15 protein-coding genes are annotated in these 18,843 nt (G+C 56.1%); 9 read left to right on the forward strand and 6 right to left on the reverse strand.

Annotated elements, in window-relative coordinates; genetic code table 11:
• The first annotated feature begins 3 nt into the window (after positions 1-3).
• The 4 genes from nuoN to PW844_RS00285 all read left to right on the forward strand — a co-directional run bounded on the left by nuoN (position 4) and on the right by PW844_RS00285 (position 4,522).
• Complete coding sequence (gene nuoN, locus PW844_RS00270) at positions 4-1,467, forward strand: NADH-quinone oxidoreductase subunit NuoN (protein WP_299445357.1); 1,464 nt, start codon at positions 4-6, stop codon at positions 1,465-1,467.
• Positions 1,468-1,586: 119 nt separating this feature from the next.
• Positions 1,587-2,933 (forward strand): hypothetical protein, encoded by a 1,347-nt coding sequence (locus PW844_RS00275; protein ID WP_299445359.1) that lies wholly within the window; start codon positions 1,587-1,589, stop codon positions 2,931-2,933.
• On the forward strand, positions 2,930-4,042 hold the full coding sequence (locus PW844_RS00280; protein WP_299445361.1) for an MFS transporter: 1,113 nt from the start codon (positions 2,930-2,932) through the stop codon (positions 4,040-4,042). The genes PW844_RS00275 and PW844_RS00280 overlap by 4 nt, the downstream gene beginning before the upstream one ends.
• Positions 4,043-4,072: 30 nt before the next feature.
• Positions 4,073-4,522, forward strand: coding sequence for a GNAT family N-acetyltransferase (locus PW844_RS00285; protein ID WP_299445363.1), 450 nt, complete (start codon positions 4,073-4,075; stop codon positions 4,520-4,522).
• Between the two features lie 28 nt (positions 4,523-4,550).
• On the opposite strand, the gene PW844_RS00290 is transcribed toward PW844_RS00285, so the two are convergent.
• Positions 4,551-6,209 (reverse strand): glucan biosynthesis protein D, encoded by a 1,659-nt coding sequence (locus PW844_RS00290; protein ID WP_299445365.1) that lies wholly within the window; start codon positions 6,207-6,209, stop codon positions 4,551-4,553.
• A 274-nt stretch (positions 6,210-6,483) separates the two neighbouring features.
• Here PW844_RS00290 and elaB point away from each other — a divergent pair, with 274 nt between their 5' ends.
• Together elaB and PW844_RS00300 are read left to right on the forward strand one after the other, a co-directional pair.
• Positions 6,484-6,792 carry a stress response protein ElaB gene (gene elaB / locus PW844_RS00295; protein WP_299445367.1) on the forward strand — a complete coding sequence of 103 codons (309 nt, stop codon included), beginning with the start codon at positions 6,484-6,486 and terminating at the stop codon, positions 6,790-6,792.
• Positions 6,793-6,926: 134 nt separating this feature from the next.
• The gene (locus PW844_RS00300) at positions 6,927-8,123 is read left to right on the forward strand and encodes a nicotinamide mononucleotide deamidase-related protein YfaY (protein ID WP_299445369.1); all 1,197 of its coding nucleotides are present in this window, start codon (positions 6,927-6,929) and stop codon (positions 8,121-8,123) included.
• Between the two features lie 86 nt (positions 8,124-8,209).
• Here PW844_RS00300 and yfaE read toward each other — a convergent pair whose 3' ends face one another.
• The 5 genes from yfaE to lsrR form a co-directional block, all read right to left on the reverse strand.
• Positions 8,210-8,470 carry a class I ribonucleotide reductase maintenance protein YfaE gene (gene yfaE / locus PW844_RS00305; protein ID WP_299445371.1) on the reverse strand — a complete coding sequence of 87 codons (261 nt, stop codon included), beginning with the start codon at positions 8,468-8,470 and terminating at the stop codon, positions 8,210-8,212.
• A 2-nt stretch (positions 8,471-8,472) separates the two neighbouring features.
• Positions 8,473-9,603: a class Ia ribonucleoside-diphosphate reductase subunit beta gene (gene nrdB, locus PW844_RS00310; protein ID WP_299445373.1), complete on the reverse strand. Its 1,131-nt coding sequence runs from the start codon at positions 9,601-9,603 to the stop codon at positions 8,473-8,475.
• 78 nt (positions 9,604-9,681) lie between these two features.
• Positions 9,682-11,967 (reverse strand): class 1a ribonucleoside-diphosphate reductase subunit alpha, encoded by a 2,286-nt coding sequence (nrdA, locus tag PW844_RS00315; RefSeq protein ID WP_299445375.1) that lies wholly within the window; start codon positions 11,965-11,967, stop codon positions 9,682-9,684.
• A gap of 464 nt (positions 11,968-12,431) precedes the next feature.
• Positions 12,432-14,009, reverse strand: coding sequence for an autoinducer-2 kinase (gene lsrK, locus PW844_RS00320; protein ID WP_299445377.1), 1,578 nt, complete (start codon positions 14,007-14,009; stop codon positions 12,432-12,434).
• A 48-nt stretch (positions 14,010-14,057) separates the two neighbouring features.
• Complete coding sequence (gene lsrR, locus PW844_RS00325; protein WP_299445379.1) at positions 14,058-15,029, reverse strand: transcriptional regulator LsrR; 972 nt, start codon at positions 15,027-15,029, stop codon at positions 14,058-14,060.
• 217 nt (positions 15,030-15,246) lie between these two features.
• Here lsrR and lsrA point away from each other — a divergent pair, with 217 nt between their 5' ends.
• From lsrA to lsrD, 3 genes are read left to right on the forward strand one after another with little or no spacing between them, the layout of a single operon-like run.
• Positions 15,247-16,782, forward strand: coding sequence for an autoinducer 2 ABC transporter ATP-binding protein LsrA (lsrA, locus tag PW844_RS00330; RefSeq protein WP_299445381.1), 1,536 nt, complete (start codon positions 15,247-15,249; stop codon positions 16,780-16,782).
• Complete coding sequence (gene lsrC / locus PW844_RS00335; RefSeq protein ID WP_299445383.1) at positions 16,782-17,825, forward strand: autoinducer 2 ABC transporter permease LsrC; 1,044 nt, start codon at positions 16,782-16,784, stop codon at positions 17,823-17,825. The genes lsrA and lsrC overlap by 1 nt, the downstream gene beginning before the upstream one ends.
• Positions 17,822-18,835, forward strand: a complete 1,014-nt coding sequence (gene lsrD / locus PW844_RS00340; RefSeq protein ID WP_299445385.1) for an autoinducer 2 ABC transporter permease LsrD — start codon at positions 17,822-17,824, stop codon at positions 18,833-18,835. Before lsrC ends, lsrD begins: the two co-directional genes overlap by 4 nt.
• Positions 18,836-18,843 lie beyond the last annotated feature (8 nt).

Genomic DNA, 18,843 nt, shown 5'->3' on the forward strand with positions numbered 1-18,843 from the left:
GCCATGACAATAACTCCTCAACAATTGATCGCGTTACTGCCGCTGTTGATCGTCGGATTGACGGTGGTGGTTGTGATGCTGTCCATTGCGTGGCGACGCAACCATTTTGTTAATGCCACGCTGACGGTCATTGGTCTTAACCTGGCGCTGCTTTCTCTGTGGTTTGTTGCCCATGTCGGGCCAATGGATGTCACGCCGATGCTGCGTGTCGATGGCTACTCTATCTTCTACACCGGGCTGGTGATGCTGGCGAGTCTCGCGACCTGCACCTTCGCTTACCCGTGGCTGGCCGGTTTCCCGGACAACAAAGATGAGTTCTATCTGCTGGTGCTGATTGCGGCACTCGGCGGTATCGTGCTGGCCAGCGCCAACCATCTGGCGGCGCTGTTTATCGGTATCGAACTGCTGTCACTGCCGCTGTTTGGTTTGATTGGTTACGCTTTCCGCCAGAAACGTTCACTGGAAGCGGCACTGAAATACACCATTCTGTCGGCAGCAGCGTCATCGTTCCTGTTGTTCGGTATTGCGCTGATCTATGCCGACTCCGGTAGCCTGAGCTTTGTTCAGCTGGGTAAAAGCCTGAACGACAGCATGATGCAGCAGCCGCTGTTGCTGGTTGGCCTCGGCATGATGATTATCGGTCTCGGCTTCAAACTGTCGCTGGTGCCGTTCCATCTGTGGACGCCTGATGTGTACCAGGGCGCACCTGCACCGGTCTCTACCTTCCTGGCGACCGCCAGCAAAATCGCTATCTTCGGCGTGATCATGCGTTTGTTTATGTACGCGCCGGTGACCGACAGCGAAGCCGTACGCACCGTGTTGGGTGTCATTGCCTTCGTCTCAATCCTGTTCGGTAACCTGATGGCGATTTCGCAGAGCAACATCAAGCGTCTGCTGGGTTATTCCTCCATCGCCCACCTGGGTTACCTGCTGGTGGCGCTGATTTCGGTGAAAACCCATCAGCTGTCACTGGAAACTGCCGGGGTGTATCTGGCCGGTTACCTGTTCAGCAGCCTGGGTGCTTTCGGTGTGGTCAGCCTGATGTCCAGCCCGTATCGTGGCCCGGATGCCGACACCCTGTACTCTTATCGTGGCCTGTTCTGGCACCGTCCGATTCTGTCAGCGGTGATGACCATCATGATGCTGTCGCTGGCGGGTATCCCGATGACGCTGGGCTTTATCGGTAAGTTCTACGTGATCGCTTCGGGTGTGAATGCGCACCTGTGGTGGCTGACCGGCGCAGTGGTGGCGGGTAGCGCCATCGGTCTTTACTACTACCTGCGTGTAACGGTGAGTCTGTACCTCAGTCCGCCGGAACTGCATACGCGCGATCGTGATACCCCGGCCAACTGGGCCTTCACTGCCGGTGGGGTGGTGGTACTGATTTCCGCCATTCTGGTCCTGCTGTTGGGTGTCTATCCGCAGCCGCTCATTACGCTGGTGCAAATGGCACAACCGCTGATGTAAGCATTATGCTACTGACAAATCAGGCCTCCGGGCCTGATTTTTTTTGCCTGTTATCTCAGACAACCCCGCCACCGATTGCTAACTTTTAAGTCATGTTCATCCCGCTGCGCTGAGGTAATGTGATTAAGTTGATCTTTCTGCTGACCGGTGCTCAGGTGATCCGTCGACGCTGGTATTGGCTGGCTTTGACTGGCGTGGCGTTGCTGCTACTGGCGGCGTTGATCTTCTACGATATTGCCAGTGACGGCTTGCTTTCGGTTCCACTGGATATGCTCGCGCTATTTTTTATTATTGAAGGCATGGTGCAGATGACACTCGCCTTTATCCGCGAAATGCGCATTGATGGGTTGACCCTGCTCAAGGCGCTGGGCTTGTGGTGTATCGGCTTTTTGATTCTCAATATTCCGCAGGATAACAATGATGTATCGGCAGTGCTGTTTGGCATCGCCTTTATGGTTGATGGTTTGTTCCGCTTCGTGGCCGCCATCGTGTTACGTGGCTGGCGCTGGAAGAAGCAATGCGTTACCGGCGTGGTGGAATGGATTATCAGTATTCTGATCATCAGTGACTGGCCGTTTCATCATCACATCGCCGTACCACTGTGTTTCTCGTTACTGTTGCTAAGTATTGGCACCACGTTGCTACAGATGGCGCGTCAGGCACACCTGCTGACGGCCAACAGCACGGTGACCACGCTACCCCTGTTTAAGGTGGGCGGATTGCGGCAGTGGCACAGCAGCCAGTATGTGCATCCCCCTTTTCCCCTTCAGCCACCTCCCCAACTGCTCAAGGTTTATGTCTGGACCCCATTAGGTTCGATCAGGCTGCGCGAGAGTTACCGGTTAATTAATCGCTATATCGCTGCGGTTGATCAGCACGGGGTGATCTCGACCGGGCATACTTCGCTGGCGGTCGGAGATGGTCTGTATATCAGCCACTATCCGCTCGACGATATTGATCGCGATAGCAGTAACTTCCGTGCTGTGTTGCGCTCGGGGGAGCATAACGATGTCGCGGGGCGTTTCCTGGTCTCTTTGTCACTGGAGGTGGCTGACTGGTGTCAGCCCGATAAACAGATCCTGTTTTCACATTACAATTTTAAGGCCCTGCAAAATTTCTGGCACAGCTACCGGCTGGACAGTACCTATAACCTGACGGCGCGTAATTGCTCATCTGCGGTGATACAGGCGCTGGATGTGGCGATTGAGGGGATTCTGGCACGACAGCCGTATGCCGGCTTACGCCTGCTGGCTGACCCTAATTTTTGGCTATTAGGCGTGGTACGCGGCAGGGCAGAGGAGATGGCCTGGACACCAGGCCTGGTGCTGGATTACGTGCGTCTGCTCAAGCGGGTGATTGAACCGCAGCCCATCAGGCTGTGGCCAGTGCGGCTGTGGCAGAGTTTGCGCTTACGCTTTACCTTATGGCAGCAGAAGCGGACGCCTTCGCGCAGCGTGATAAAATGACGCGTAATCGCGCGATGATCCTTCTCGCCATTACCATCTTTGGTTTGACCTACGGCTTAAGTGCGCCTTTGATTGCGCTGCGGCTATCAAAGGCGGGATACAGTGAAACGCAAATCGGCATCAATGCGGCGATGCATGCGCTGGGCGTGCTGCTTATCGCGCCAGCATTGCCCGCTCTCATCCGTCGTTTTGCGCCTAAATTCCTACTTACTATGTCGCTGCTGGTCACGGTGTTGTTGTTGATCCTTTTTCCTGTGCTACCTATTAGCAGCAGCTTCTTGCTGCGGCTGCTGTTGGGGATGGCCTCAGAAGTGATTTTGGTGGTGACGGAAACCTGGCTGAATCAGCAAGCTGTGGAGCATAACCGGGCAAAAATGCTGGCAACTTACACCGCGATGCTGTCAGCAGGATTCGCGCTCGGTCCTTTTATTCTGACGATACAGGGCAGTGGTGACGGCGCATTTATCACTGGCGCAGTCTTATCCGCCCTTGCTGTGTTGGCGCTGTGCGCCAGCGGCAAACTGCATTTCAGCGCGGAAGAGGGGACACCGCGAAAATTGTCGCGCTGGCTGCGCTTGTTACCCCTGGCGCTGGCGGCGACCATCCTTAATGCGGCGCTGGAAGCGGCGGGGATGAATCTGCTGGCGCTTTACGCCATCAATCTTGGCTGGTCTGAAGGACAGGCGACATCGTTGATTACCATTTTAATGGTTGGGGCGATCCTGTTGCAGCTCCCGATCGGCTGGCTGGCCGATCGTATGGATCGTCATCACTTAATTGTCTGGCTGGCGGCGTTGTCCACCCTCGGGGCGCTGGCCTGGCCGTTCGCGCTTCAGTCGCTATGGCTGGCGCGCTTGCTGCTGTTTTGCTGGGGCGGGGTATTTGTCGGTATTTACACGGTTATCATTACGCTGGTGGGGCAGCGTTTTCAGGGGTCGGAACTGGCGGCGGCCTATGCCGCGTTGTCAGTGGCTTGGGGGATTGGCGCTTTTATTGGTCCGGCATTGGGTGGGCTGGCAATGTCGCTAACGCTGCACGGCTTGCCGTGGCTGGCGGCGCTGTTATGTGCTTTTTTTACCGGTTTTGCACTACAACAACGACGTACGTGAGGTAAATTAACCACCCAACAAGGAGGCTTTATGGAAATTAACTGGCTGGATATTCACCATCGTGATTTGAGCCTGCAACAACTTTATACGCTGCTGGCGCTGCGCAGTGAAGTGTTTGTGGTCGAGCAGCAATGTCCTTACCTTGATGTCGATGGGCAGGATCTGGTGGCGGAGAACCGTCATCTGTTAGGTATGCATGGTGATGAGCTGGTGGCCTACGCGCGTCTGTTATCACCTGCGGATGCACAAAACCCGGTGAAGATAGGTCGCGTTATCGTTTCGGATCGCGCACGCGGTATCAATCTGGGTAACCGTTTAATGACCCAGGCATTGCAGGTTTGCCAACAGCACTGGCCGCAACATACGCAGTTCCTCTCAGCGCAGGCGCATCTGCAATCGTTCTATGGTCGCCATGGTTTTGTGGCGGTCAGCGATATCTATCTGGAGGATGATATTCCGCATATCGACATGCAAAAATAATGGCGAGGTTTGCACCTCGCCATGTTTATCAGCCCGGCGTCATCTGCCGGTCATCAACGTATTTACGCTGATCCGGCGGCGGCGGGAAGTACTGATACAACCAGGTTTCACTCAGGGTTTCGTCTTTGGTGCGCAGGAACAGACGCATATCCACCGGTTTGGTGGAATCGCTGTTTGGATACCAGTCAAACAGGATGCGGTAACCGTCCAGCGGTTCCACGTAGAGAATCTCAACCTGTTTAATGGTACCGGCTGACACGGTGATCACCGGTTCGATTCCCTTCGGTGCAGCGGCTTTCAAATCGCCACCGACGAAATCCACCGCAAAGCGACGACACCACTGATCCGGGAAATGCTCGCCCGGCGCCCAGCCTTCCGGGAAGCCACCTATGCCGGTACGGGTCGCATCCACGCGTGCCAGACCGCTGCGCACTGGCGGCAGGCCACTCCAGTAAAGTTTGTACTGGAAGTTGAATTCGCTACCGGCTTTCACCGGTTCAGCCGGTTGCCAGAAGCAGACAATGTTATCCAGCGTTTCACCGGTGGTGGGGATTTCCATCAGATTGATGGCCCCTTTTCCCCATTTGCCAATCGGCTCGACCCACAGGCTTGGACGTTTGTCATACCAGCCAATCACATCCTGATAATCTTTAAAGTCATGATTGAGCTGTAACAGGCCAAAGCCGCGTGGGTTCTCATCCTGATAGGCGTTGAACTGCAAACGCTGCGGGTTGTTCAGCGGACGGGCGATCCATTCGCCGTTACCCGTCCACATCGCCAGACGATCGGAGTCATGGATCTGCGGATGATAGGTATTGCACATACGGCGCTCGTTGGTGCCGCAGCTGAACATGCTGGTCATCGGCGCGATACCCAGCTGACGGATCTCGTTGCGGGCAAACAGGTGGTTTTCCACCTCCATCACTACGCGTTCTGCTTCGCAGTGAATGGTGAACTTGTAGGCACCGGTGACGCTGGCACCATCCAGCAGGGCATACACTACAAAGGTGGTGTCTTCGGCTTTCGGCGTTTCAAACCAGAAGGCGGTGAAGTCCGGGAACTCTTCATGGCCGTTGCTGAAGGTATTCACCGCCACGCCACGCGCGGAAAGGCCGTATTGATAAGTTTCATCGACGGCGCGGAAGTAGCTGGCACCGAGGAAGGAGACGATATCGCGACGCGCCAGCTCCGGCTTTTTAAATGCACGGAAACCCGCAAAGCCAAGATCGGTTTTGCCGACCAGCTGTTTGGTATCAACGTTGGCGTTGTTGTAGTTGAACAGCTCCGGGCGGAAGTGGATTTCACGCGCTTCGCGGCTGTCGGCATCGACGGAAAACATCCGGATACGGCGTTTAAACCCCATGCCAACGTGGAAAAATTGCACATCCAGCTCGCGATTGGGGATGTTATTCCACAGCGAATGGTTGGCGTCGTACTGAATTTCGTTATAGGCCTGCGGGGTCAGATTGGCCAGGGTGTCAGGCAGCGGGCCAGGCGCGCCACCCCAGGGCTGTCTGGCGAGTGCTGAGGCTTTCTTTTTCAGTACATCGAAATCGAAGCGCACTGCGGTCCCATCGGCGATGCCATCATCGGCCCAGGCGGACTGCGCAAACAGCGTGGACAGACCCGTCATGCCGCTCAGGGCAGAGAGGGCCATTGACGCTTTCATAAACTTTCTACGATTCATGCCAGAAATCTAATCCTTAGCTGCTCGGGTTTAAGGTGACTGCCGTGCATCATGCACACATTTCAGACCTGATAGCTTCAGGCTACAGGGGGATACGACAGTCGCCGAATGAAAAAATTCAGTCCGAAGAAATTTATCAGATTAATCAGGGAAGCGAAGCAGATTTCAGATCTTTACGCTTTGGCGACGAAACTCGGGCGATTCCTGGCCGCTTCTGGTTTTTAGTGACTATAGTTAACCGACAGGTAAGTTAAATACATGGAGGAACTGCGTAATGTCATCTTCAGATCAATTTGAAAGCCGTCTTGATGACGATCTGGCCCTGCTGACCGAAACGCTGGAAGAAGTGCTGCGTTCGTCAGGTGACCCGGCCGATCAAAAGTATATCGAACTGAAAACCAAAGCGGAGCAGGCACTGGAAGAAGTGAAATCACGCGTCAGCCAGGCCTCTGACAGCTATTACTATCGGGCGAAAAAAGTCGCTTATCGTGCCGATGATTATGTGCATGATAAACCCTGGCAGGGGATTGGCATCGGTGCCGCCGCCGGGCTGTTCTTAGGGTTGCTGCTAGCCCGCCGTTAATGCTTTTCCGGGCGTGAATTCTTCGCGCCCATTCATCCTGTCTTACTGAAAATCCTCCGCTTCCGCACCCACAGTGATTGTGTTTCTCTCGCCTGGTTCCTACAGTAAAGCGACAGGGAATAAGGAGAATAAACGTGATACGAGTTGAAATGCTCTCAACGGGCGATGAAGTGTTACATGGGCAGATTGTGGATACCAACGCTGCCTGGCTGGCTGATGTGTTGTTTCAGCACGGTTTGCCGATGACCAGCCGCAGCACGGTAGGGGATGCTCTGCCATCGCTGGTGGAGGCGCTCCAGAGCCGTAGCCAGATTGCCGATGTGCTGATTGTCAATGGCGGCCTTGGCCCCACCAGCGACGATCTCAGCGCCCTCGCGGCGGCCACGGCCAGCGACAGCCATTTGGTGCTGCATCAGGAATGGCTGGAGAAAATGGAGGCCTGGTTTGCCGGACGTGGGCGCATCATGGCACCGAGCAACCGTAAGCAGGCAGAAATTCCCGCCAACGCTGAATTGATCGATAACCCGGTAGGCACCGCCTGTGGTTTTGCACTGCAACTCAATCGTTGCTGGATCTTCTTCACCCCGGGCGTACCTTCCGAATTTAAAGTGATGGTCGAGCAGGAGATCCTGCCGCGTCTGAAAGCTCGCTTTGAATTGCCGGAGCCCCCCTTGTGCCTGCGTCTGACTACCTTTGGTCGCGGCGAAAGCGATTTAGCGGCGGAACTGGAGCCGTTGCCGTTACCGGATGGCGTGGTGATGGGGTATCGCTCCTCAATGCCGATTATTGAAATCAAACTCACCGGCCCGGCCAGCCAGCGTGTGGCGATGGAGCAGGTGTGGCAACAGGTCAAACTGCAACTGGCAGAATGCACCATTTTTTATGGCACCGAAGGGTTACCGGCATTGCTGGCGCGTGAGCTGGCAGCGCGTGAGTTGACGCTGGCGATCAGCGAATCGTACACCGCTGGCTTGTTGCAGTGGCAGCTGGCTTCTGCTGAGGTGCCGTTACGTGCCGGTAATGTGTTGCCATCGCTGCCGGAAACGCTGGAGCAGCAGGTACAGCGCATCCGTGATTTCGCCGGGCAGCAGCAGGCCGATGTGGCGCTGGCCGTGGGCACTTTGCATGAAGGGGAGGTGTCGATTGCGCTGCACACCCCGCAAGCCAGCTGGGGTCAGCGGGTGAAATTCAACCATGGGCGGCATAACCTGGAGATTCGCCAGAAGGTGGTGGCGATGATGGCAATGAATATGCTGCGCCGCTGGCTGCATGGCAGTGAAGTCAGCACCGGACACGGTTGGATTGATGTGCTGGAAACGGTGAAGATTTAAACGGTATCGTAGCGGCGCGATTTATCGCGCAATGACGTGCGCTGTGACGGGAAAACCCGCGTGATAAATCGCGCCGCTACAGGGGGTTACAACTCGATCTCAATCTCGCCTTTGGCTTTACAACAGCAGGGCAAAAACTCGCCCTGCTGAATAAATGCCAGCGGTGCCTCGGCGTACTGCACTTCACCCTTCAGCAAACGCATCCGGCAGGATCCGCAGTAGCCTTCGCGACACTGGAATTCAACGCACAAGTTATGCGCTTCGAGCGTGGCGAGCAGATTGGGGTGTTCTTCTGCGCACTCCAGCCGGGTGCCGGAGCTACGCAGAATGATGACAGAACGGCTCATACTTAAAGCTGGAAGTCGTTAAAGTCGTCTTCGCCCACTTCAGAGTCGATCTGACCCACCAGATAAGAGCTGACTTCCACTTCCTGCGGTGCAACCTGCACGTTATCAGACACCAGCCAGCTGTTGATCCACGGAATCGGGTTCGAACGCGTCTGGAACGGCAGATCAAGACCGACCGCCTGCATACGAATATTGGTGATGTATTCGATGTACTGGCACAGAATGTCTTTGTTCAGGCCGATCATCGAGCCGCCGCTGAACAGGTATTCTGCCCACTCTTTTTCCTGCTCGGCTGCTTTCTTGAACAGGTCGTAACATTCGTCACGGCACTCTGCGGCAATCTCTTTCATTTCCGGATCGTCTTCACCGCTGCGCATCAGGTTCAGCATATGCTGAGTCCCGGTCAGGTGCAGTGCTTCATCACGGGCAATCAGGCGGATGATTTTGGCGTTACCTTCCATCAGCTCGCGCTCAGCAAACGCAAAGGAGCAGGCGAAGCTGACGTAGAAGCGAATCGCTTCCAGTGCGTTCACGCTCATCAGGCAGATGTAGAGTTGCTTCTTCAGCGCACGCAGATCAACGGTCACGGTTTTACCCGCCACCTGATGAGTGCCTTCACCCAGCAGATGCCAGTAGTTGGTCATCTCAATCAGGTCATCGTAGTACTTAGAGATATCCTGCGCACGGGCGAGGATCTGCTCGTTAGTGACGATGTCATCAAACACCAGCGCCGGATCGTTAACGATGTTGCGGATGATGTGGGTATAGGAGCGCGAGTGGATGGTCTCGGAGAACGCCCAGGTTTCGATCCAGGTTTCCAGTTCCGGGATCGAGATCAGCGGCAGCAGTGCCACGTTCGGGCTACGACCCTGAATCGAATCCAGCAGCGTCTGATATTTCAGGTTGCTGATAAAAATGTGTTTCTCGTGTTCCGGCAGCGCCTGATAGTCGATGCGATCGCGGGAAACGTCCACTTCTTCCGGACGCCAGAAGAAGGAGAGTTGCTTCTCGATCAGCTTTTCGAAGATGTCATATTTCTGCTGATCGAAACGTGCAACGTTGACTGACTGACCGAAAAACATCGGCTCTTTCAGCTGGTCATTCTTGGTTTGCGAGAATGTGGTGTAAGCCATAGGGATGTCCAAATGTGAACGGGCCGACAGTTGTCGACCCCGAAACAGGAGGGCGGAGCCGTGTGCTCCGCCCTTTAATTAAATCTTACAAGCGCCGCTTTCGCAGCCGTCATCCTGAATGGAAGGGGCCAGATCGTCCTGCGCATCCTCAGCACCGTCACGGGTGTTTTGGTAGTACAGGGTTTTCACGCCAAACTTGTAAGCGGTCAGCAGATCTTTCAGCAACTGCTTCATCGGCACTTTGCCGTTCGCAAAGCGGTTCGGATCGTAGTTGGTGTTCGACGAAATCGCCTGGTCAATAAACTTCTGCATCACGCCAACCAGCTGTAAATAGCCGTCGTTGGAAGGCATTTCCCACAGCAGTTCGTACTGATCTTTCAGACGCTCATACTCCGGCACCACCTGGCGCAGGATGCCATCTTTCGAGGCTTTGATGCTGATATGACCGCGCGGGGGTTCGATACCGTTGGTGGCGTTCGAAATCTGCGAGGAGGTCTCAGACGGCATCAGTGCGGAAAGCGTGGAGTTACGCAGGCCGTGGGTTTTGATCGACTCACGCAGCGTTTCCCAGTCGAGATGCAGCGGCTCGTTGCAGATACTGTCGAGATCCTTTTTATAGGTATCGGTCGGCAGAATGCCCTGCGCATAGGTGGTTTCATTGAACCACGGGCAGGCACCTTGCTCTTTCGCCAGCTCGTTAGATGCCTTCAGCAGATAGTACTGAATGGCTTCGAAGGTTCTGTGCGTCAGGTTGTTGGCGCTGCCATCGGAGTAACGAACACCGTTTTTCGCCAGGTAGTAAGCGAAGTTAATCACACCAATACCCAGGGTACGACGGCCCATAGCGCCACGTTTAGCGGCCGGGATCGGGTAATCCTGGTAGTCGAGCAGGGCATCCAGGGCGCGTACGGCCAGGGTCGCCAGTTCTTCCAAATCGTCGAGGCTTTCGATTGCACCGAGGTTGAACGCAGACAGCGTACACAGGGCGATTTCACCGTTTTCGTCGTTGACGTCATCCAGCGGCTTGGTCGGCAGGGCGATTTCCAGGCACAGGTTAGACTGACGCACCGGCGCGATAGCCGGATCAAACGGGCTGTGGGTGTTGCAGTGGTCAACGTTCTGAATGTAGATACGGCCGGTTGAAGCACGTTCCTGCATCATCAGAGAGAACAGATCGACCGCCTTCACGCGCTGTTTACGGATGCTGTCGTCTTTCTCGTAAGTGGTGTACAGACGCTCAAATTCATCCTGATCGGCGAAGAAGGCATCATACAGGCCAGGCACGTCAGACGGGCTGAACAGGGTAATCTCTTCACCTTTGAGCAGACGCTGGTACATCAGCTTGTTGATCTGCACACCGTAGTCCATATGACGGACGCGGTTGCCTTCGACGCCACGGTTGTTTTTCAACACCAGCAGGCTTTCAACTTCCAGATGCCACATCGGGTAGAACAGGGTCGCTGCACCACCGCGCACGCCACCCTGCGAGCAGGATTTGACCGCAGTCTGGAAATGTTTGTAGAACGGGATACAACCGGTGTGGAACGCTTCACCGCCGCGAATCGGGCTGCCCAGCGCACGGATGCGACCGGCATTGATACCGATACCGGCTCGTTGGGAAACGTATTTCACAATGGCGCTGGAAGTGGCGTTGATGGAATCCAGGCTGTCGCCACATTCGATCAATACGCAGGAGCTGAACTGACGCGTCGGGGTACGGACACCGGACATAATTGGCGTCGGCAGCGAAATCTTGAAGGTAGAGACCGCGTCATAGAAACGCTTGACGTAATCCATGCGTGTGTCACGCGGATAACCGGAGAACAGGCAGGCAGCCACCAGAATATACAGGAACTGCGCGCTCTCGTAGATTTCACCGGTCACACGGTTCTGTGCCAGGTATTTACCTTCCAGCTGCTTCACTGCGGCGTAGGAAAAGTTCATGTCGCGCCAGTGGTCAATAAAGCCGTCCATCTGCTCGAATTCTTCTTTGCTGTAGTCTTCCAGCAGATGGCGATCGTATTTGCCCATCTCGACCATTTTGACTACCTGGTCGAACAGCGTCGGCGGCTCAAACTGGCCGTAGGCTTTTTTACGCAGATGGAAAATCGCCAGGCGTGCGGCGAGGTACTGGTAATCCGGGGCATCGCGAGAAATAAGGTCTGCAGCGGCCTTGATGATGGTCTCATGGATGTCGGAGGTCCGAATCCCATCATAGAACTGAATGTGAGAACGCAGTTCAACCTGTGACACTGAAACGTTGTTCAGCCCTTCGGCTGCCCAGTCCAGTACACGGTGAATTTTGTCGAGATCAATGCGCTCCTGGCGGCCATCGCGTTTAGTAACGAGCAGACTTTGGTTCATGTCGCGTTTTTACCTTTGCGTGAGTATCCAAAAATTAAAAGAAATCCCGGTTTATGCACAGCATATTCATTGTGAATAATGTTGTGGATAAACACTATATCTAGGGGGTGAAGGGCAAAACCATAACAACATGGAGGCATATTTTAGTATTTTAGCGCGGGTTAACAAGAGGAAAAAATGATGTTTGCAGGGGTTGTAATTTTTGCGAAATTTCTTAGGCCTTGTCTTATAAGGCCCGACATCATGTCAACCGGAATGCAGATTTTTTTCAGAACTTGATCGAGCGCGTATTTCTTATTCAATCCACTCCGCCAACTCAAATTTCTGGTGAAAAAATGGCAGGATAAGCTACACAGATACGGATTTTTCCGAGTTCACTGATGAATTATTTATGACGTTCGGATGCGGCCTGCGCGATAAACCGCGCCGCTACGGGTATGCATCCCTCTGTAGTGGCGCGATTTTTACAACCCTGGCGCTTTCCACATTGACGTGGTCAGCCCGTTATCCACCAGCGTCAGCTGGTCAGCATACACCTTCTGCCAGACGGCTTTTTGTTGCTGGTAGAGTGCATGATGAGCGGCATCGGGGTGAAATTCCCGTTCCCAGCGCACCAGGTCGCGTCCGGTCTCTGCCAGGTTGCTGTAGAGTCCGGCAGCAACCCCCGCTGCAATGGCGCAGCCCAGTGCAGTCGCTTCTTTTACCTGCGGCACTTTTACCGTCAGGCCGGTCACGTCACTTAAGATTTGGCTCCACAGCTTCCCTTTGGAGCCGCCGCCTGCGAACACCAGATGCGATGCCCGCACGCCGGAAAATTCTGCCACCTGATCAAGATTGCAGGCTGAAACAATGGCGGCGTTTTCCTCCAGCGCGCGGAACAGGGTTTGCTTATTACAACGTTCCGGGTCGATGGAGAGATTAATGAACGACGGAGCGGCGTGATACCACTTATTAAAGTGCATCGCGTCAGAGAATACCGGCATTACCCCCCAGGCACCGGCCGGAACGCGGGCGGCCATCTCCTCCAGCAGGCTATAGCAATCAACCCCCAGCCGCTCCGCCAGCAGTTTCTCCTCACTGCAAAAGGCATCACGGAACCAGCGCATGGTCAGGCCGGTAAAAAAGCTGATGGCTTCCGCCTGCGCCATGCCGGGAATGACGTGCGGATTGATACGAATATTCATCGCCGGATCGACCTGTGGCTGTGGCAGATTCACCACCTGCTGCCAGAAGGTGCCACCCAGCACCGCTGTCTCTCCGGCCCTGACCACCCCCAGCCCCAGCGTGCCCAACTGGACATCGCCACCGCCCATCGCCACCACTGTGCCTTGTGCCAGGCCACAGGCATTGGCTGCGTCGGCAGTGACGTACCCGAGCGGGGTACCGGTTTCCGCCACGGGCGATAGCATATTGCCGCGTAAACCGGCCATCTCCAGCAGTTCCGGCCGCCAGTTGCGGCTGCGTAAATCGAGCAGCCCGGTTGTTCCGGCATTGGAAGGATCAACTGCCAGCTCGCCACTGAGGCATTTTGCCAGCCAGTCGCTGATCATGGTCAGGGTGGCGGCCTGGCGATAGATATCCGGACGGTGATGCGCCAGCCACAGCAGGCGCGGCATCGCACCCAGCGCCAGGGTTTGTCCGGAGCACTGGTAGATTTCGCGTTCAAACTCGCCGTGATGGATTTCTTTGAGTTCGCTGACTTCACGACTGGCACGGGCATCAACGTTGGCACAGGCCCAGATCGCCTCACCGGCCTTGTTATACAACACGATACCTTCACGCATCGAACAACAGGCTACACCACGGATGGCGCTGGCGGGGAGCTGCGCCTGTTGCAGCGCCTGGCGAATGCACTGGCACGCCAGCTGCCAGTTTTTACTCAGGTCAAATTCCATCGAACCGGGCACATCGGGTATGGCCAGGTGCTGCCATTCGGCCTGGGCGACGGCAATTTGCTCGCCTTGCAGGTTAAAAATCACCGCGCGAATGCTGCCGGTGCCGGCGTCGAGCGCCATTAAATGCGGGGCATGGGATAGCGTCATCTCAGTAACTCCTGCAAAAAATCTGACCAGATCGACCCCGCCGCAGGGCTACTGCAATAACGCCAACATCGCGCGGGCTGTGTCCTCTTCTGTTACCAGGGCATTAATGCGCGCCCCCTTCAGGGCGGCAATGATGGCTTCTGCTTTTTCGGTACCGCCTGCCACACCTACCACGACAGGTATCGTCGCCAGCTCGGCAGGACTAACGGCAATCAGTTCATCATGGATTGGCATGGACTCGGCCAGTTGTCCATCGGGACGCATAAAGAAGCCGAGAATGTCACCCACCGCGCCTTTGCGGCCATACATCAGCTGTTCTCCTTCGCTGATATAACCCGAGCGTAAAATGGTGGCCTGCTGCTTTTGGCTGAGCGCACCGATGCCGACAATAGCCACATCGGCGGCGCAGGCGGTGAGCATCACGTCCTGTACACTGCGTTCCTGACGCAGGATTTGCGCCACGCTGGCGCTGGAAGCGCGCAGCGGTGCCGGAATAATGCTGATGCCACAGGCCGGATCAAGCTGGCCGATGCCGGTCATATACGGCCCGACACCGCCCGAGAGAGTCACCATGCGGATCTGCTGCGAAGCGATAAAGCCGCTCAGATGTTGCAGGGTGTTCATACTGGTTTCGCCAAACCCCACCCCCAGCAACTGTTGTGGCTGGAGTAACGACATCAGCATCTGGGCGGCACCCACCCCCAGCCGCTGGCTAAGATTCGGGCCGTGAAGCTGCGGCAGCACCCGTACCTGCTTCAGACTGAAGCGTTCGAGCAGGGCATGTTCCAGTGCCAGACATCCCTCAAAACGCGAATTAATCTGTACGCGGATCACTCCGGACTGGCGTCCTTTCTCCAGCAGGCGTGACACTTTCAGGCGAGTCAGACCCAGTCGCTCACCAATTTCATTCTGTGTCAGTCCGTCGTGGTAATAGAACCAGGCGGTACGCGCCAGTAGCTCTTCTTCACTCATACTGTTTTCCACAGTGAGACCCGTTGCCGGGCTAAGATCGCTTTTCATGATGAACACTTTATAAAAAGTAAATCAATTGTTCGTTTTGGCTGTTGAAGAAAATGTGACCGTGCTGGCAGTTCGCACAACAAGTCAGCCACAATCATACGCGCCATACTGGCGAAATAACAATCTGTGACCGCTGCGAGAGTTTTATCGAAAAAGCTTATCCAGGATTGTGAACATAATGTTATTTAAAAATCATTTGTTCTTATCGGGAGCGGCAATGGTGCAGGATCAGGTCAATCGGCAATCCAGTTTGCTGTTACACATCACTGCGGTCTGTAAGGCGTTTTCCGGTGTGCCGGTGCTACGTGGCATCGATTTTCAACTGTATGCGGGGCAGATTCACGCCTTGCTTGGTGGCAACGGGGCAGGCAAATCAACGCTGATGAAAATCATTGCCGGTATCGAGCAACCGGATAGCGGCACGCTTACCCTCGCTAATCAGCCCCTGACGTTAATGACCCCGGCCAAAGCACATCAGTGTGGTATCTACCTGGTGCCACAGGAGCCATTGTTGTTCCCCAGCCTGACGGTGCGCGAGAACATCCTGTTTCGCCTGCCGAGCGCTCAGGCGGATAACCAAAAACTGCAAACCTTACTCAGCCAGATGGGCAGCGCGCTGCCGCTGGACGCACTGGCCGGTACCCTGGCGGTGGCTGACCAGCAACAGGTGGAGATTCTGCGTGGCCTGATGCGCGACGCCAGAGTGGTGATTTTCGATGAGCCAACCGCGTCATTAACCCCGGTGGAAACCGATCGCCTGTTCCGTCTGGTGCGCCAGCTGGCCGGGCAGGGCGTGGGAGTGGTGTTCATTTCCCATAAGCTGCCGGAAATTCGGGCGCTGGCACATCAGGTCAGCGTGATGCGCGACGGTTGCGTGGTGTTACAGGGCAGCATTGATGCGCTGGATGATGACGCGCTGGTGGCAGCAATGATGCCGCCCGAACGACAAGCCCCACTGAGCGCTGAGCAGCAGCTGTGGTTACAGGCGGGTAACGTGCCTGCGGAGCAAAAAGGCCAGGTGTTATTGCAGGTTGATGAGTTGAGTGGTGAAGGTTTTCGTCAGATTTCGTTGCAGGTGAAAGCGGGGGAGATCCTCGGTCTGGCGGGCATTGTCGGGGCCGGGCGTACCGAACTGGCGGAAACGCTGTACGGATTACGCACCGCCAGCAGCGGCACGGTCCGTTTGCAGCAGCAGGATCTGTTGTCGCTGCCGACAGCAGCGCGTCTGCGCGCCGGGCTGGTTTATCTGCCGGAAGACCGGCAAACCTCCGGCCTCTATCCGGATGCACCGTTGGCGTGGAACGTCACCGCATTAACGCTGCCACGGCGCAGCTGGTGGCTGCGGCCCCGGCAGGAGAGGGCAGTGCTGACACGCTACCAGCGCGCGCTGGGGATCAAATTCAATCACAACGACCAGCTGGCGCGCACGCTTTCCGGGGGCAATCAGCAAAAGTTATTGCTGGCAAATTGCCTTGAGGCGATGCCGAAAGTCCTGATCGTCGATGAACCGACGCGCGGGGTGGATGTGGCCGCTCGCGCTGATATCTATCAGTTGTTGCGATCGGTGGTGGCGCAGCAGATCGGCCTGATCATTATCTCTTCGGATCTGGATGAGGTCGCGCTGCTGGCGGATCGCGTGGTGGTGATGCACCAGGGCGCGCTGGTGGGCGAATTATCCGGGGCGGCGGTGAGTGCGGAACATATCATTCAGATGGCCTGGGGACGTAGCGCTCAGGCAGCAGGAGAATACTGATGCTGAAATACCTGCAAACCCACCGGGAGCTGAGCACCCTGCTGGCGATCCTGCTGTTGTTTATGCTGCCCTGGCTGCTGGATCGTCAGAACGTTAGCCTGCAATTAGCGGGGATGATTTTTGGCAGTGCGCAGATCGCCATTCTGCTGGCGATGGGTGCCACGCTGGTGCTGCTGACGCGCAATATTGATGTGTCCTGCGGTTCCACCATGGGGCTGTGTGCTGCGGCGTTGGGCGTTCTGTTGAATCAGGGAGTAGCACTGCCGCTGGCCTGTCTGGCGACGCTGGGCACCGGTATGTTAGCCGGATTGTTTAATGGTGTACTGGTCACCGGGCTGCGTATTCCGGCGATTGTCGCCACCCTGGGCACTCTCGGGCTTTATCGCGGCCTGATGCTGTTGCTGACCGGTGGCAAATGGATCGAAGGGTTGCCAGAGCAGCTGAAAACCCTGGCCGCGCCGGTGGTGGCGGGGCTGTCACCGTTGGGCATCATGATTTTGCTTATCGCTCTGGCGATGATGTTGTTCCTCGCGCGGACCGCTGCCGGTCGCAACTTTTATGCCACCGGTGATAATTTGCAGGGAGCACGTCAGCTGGGCGTGCCGGTCAATCAGGTGCGTTTACTGGCTTTCACTGCCAATGGCGCGCTGGCGGCGCTGGCCGGGATGGTGTTTGCTGCGCAAATTGGTTTTGTGCCCAATCAAACCGGCACCGGGATGGAGATGAGAGCCATCGCAGCCTGTGTGCTGGGCGGTGTTAGTTTACTGGGCGGTTCCGGCACCCTGCTGGGGGCGATACTCGGTGCCTGGTTCCTGACGCAAATCGATAGTGTGCTGGTGCTGCTCAGGCTACCGGCATGGTGGAATGATTTTATCTCGGGACTGGTGCTGCTGGCGGTGCTGGTGATTGACGGACGGTTACGCCAGGCGCTGACCCGTCGTTTGCATCGGCAAAAGTACGCCCGTTTTTTATCTCCTCCGGCACGAAAAAAAACCGTTAAACCACCGCCGACAGCGGCCTCGCGCCGGGGAGCGACCGAATGAAGCGCTATCTGAACTGGGAAGGCGCGCTGGCGCTGCTGCTGGTGCTGGAAATCCTGCTGTTTGGCTGGGGTAATCCACGTATGCTGAACATCGACACCCTGCTATTCAGCACCAGCGATTTTATCACTGTCGGCATTGTCGCCTTGCCGCTGACGCTGGTGATTGTCAGTGGCGGTATCGACATCTCCTTTGCTGCGGTGACCGGCTTATGTGCCATCGCGCTGGGTATCATGCTGCAAAGTCACTGGCCGTTACCGGTTGCTTTGCTGTGTACGCTGTTGCTGGGCAGCCTGTGTGGCTGGCTCAATGGCGCGCTCATCCTCTGGACCGGCGTGAACCCGCTGGTGATCACCCTGGGCACGCTTTATCTCTACGGTGGCGGAGCGCTGCTGCTTTCCGGGCTGGCCGGAGCGACCGGCTTTGAGGGGATCGGGGATTTTCCGGCGACCTTTACCGATTTAGCCAACCTCACCCCGCTTGGCATCCCGATGCCGCTGCTGTTGTTTACGTTGCTTTGCCTGCTGTTCTGGCTGCTGATGCACCGGACGCGCACCGGACGCTATGTGTTTTTGCTCGGCCAGAATCTGCGTGCGGCGCGCTATGGCGCGTTGCCGGTCAACCGCACGTTGCTGCTGCTTTACAGCCTGGTCGGGCTGGCATCGGCTCTGGCGGCGGCGGTAATGAGCGCGTACTTCGGCTCGGCGCGTGCCGACCTCGGTGCGCCGCTGTTAATGCCTGCGATCACGGCGGTGGTGCTGGGTGGTGCCAATATTTACGGTGGGGCGGGTTCGGTGCTGGGCACCGCGCTGGCCACGCTGGTCATCGGCTTTTTGCAGCAGGGTTTGCAAATGGTGGGAGTGTCGAGTCAGGTCAGTAGCGCGCTTTCTGGCGCACTGCTGATTCTTGCGGTGATCGGACGCTCCTGGAGCCTGAATCCAGGCATTGTGCGCCAGCTTAGCCGGCGTTTGCGTGCGCGATTCACGCGCGATCGCGCATCTTACCAGGAGTAAAAATCATG

It is taken from the genome of Pantoea sp. (assembly GCF_028283705.1).
GTDB lineage: Bacteria > Pseudomonadota > Gammaproteobacteria > Enterobacterales > Enterobacteriaceae > Pantoea.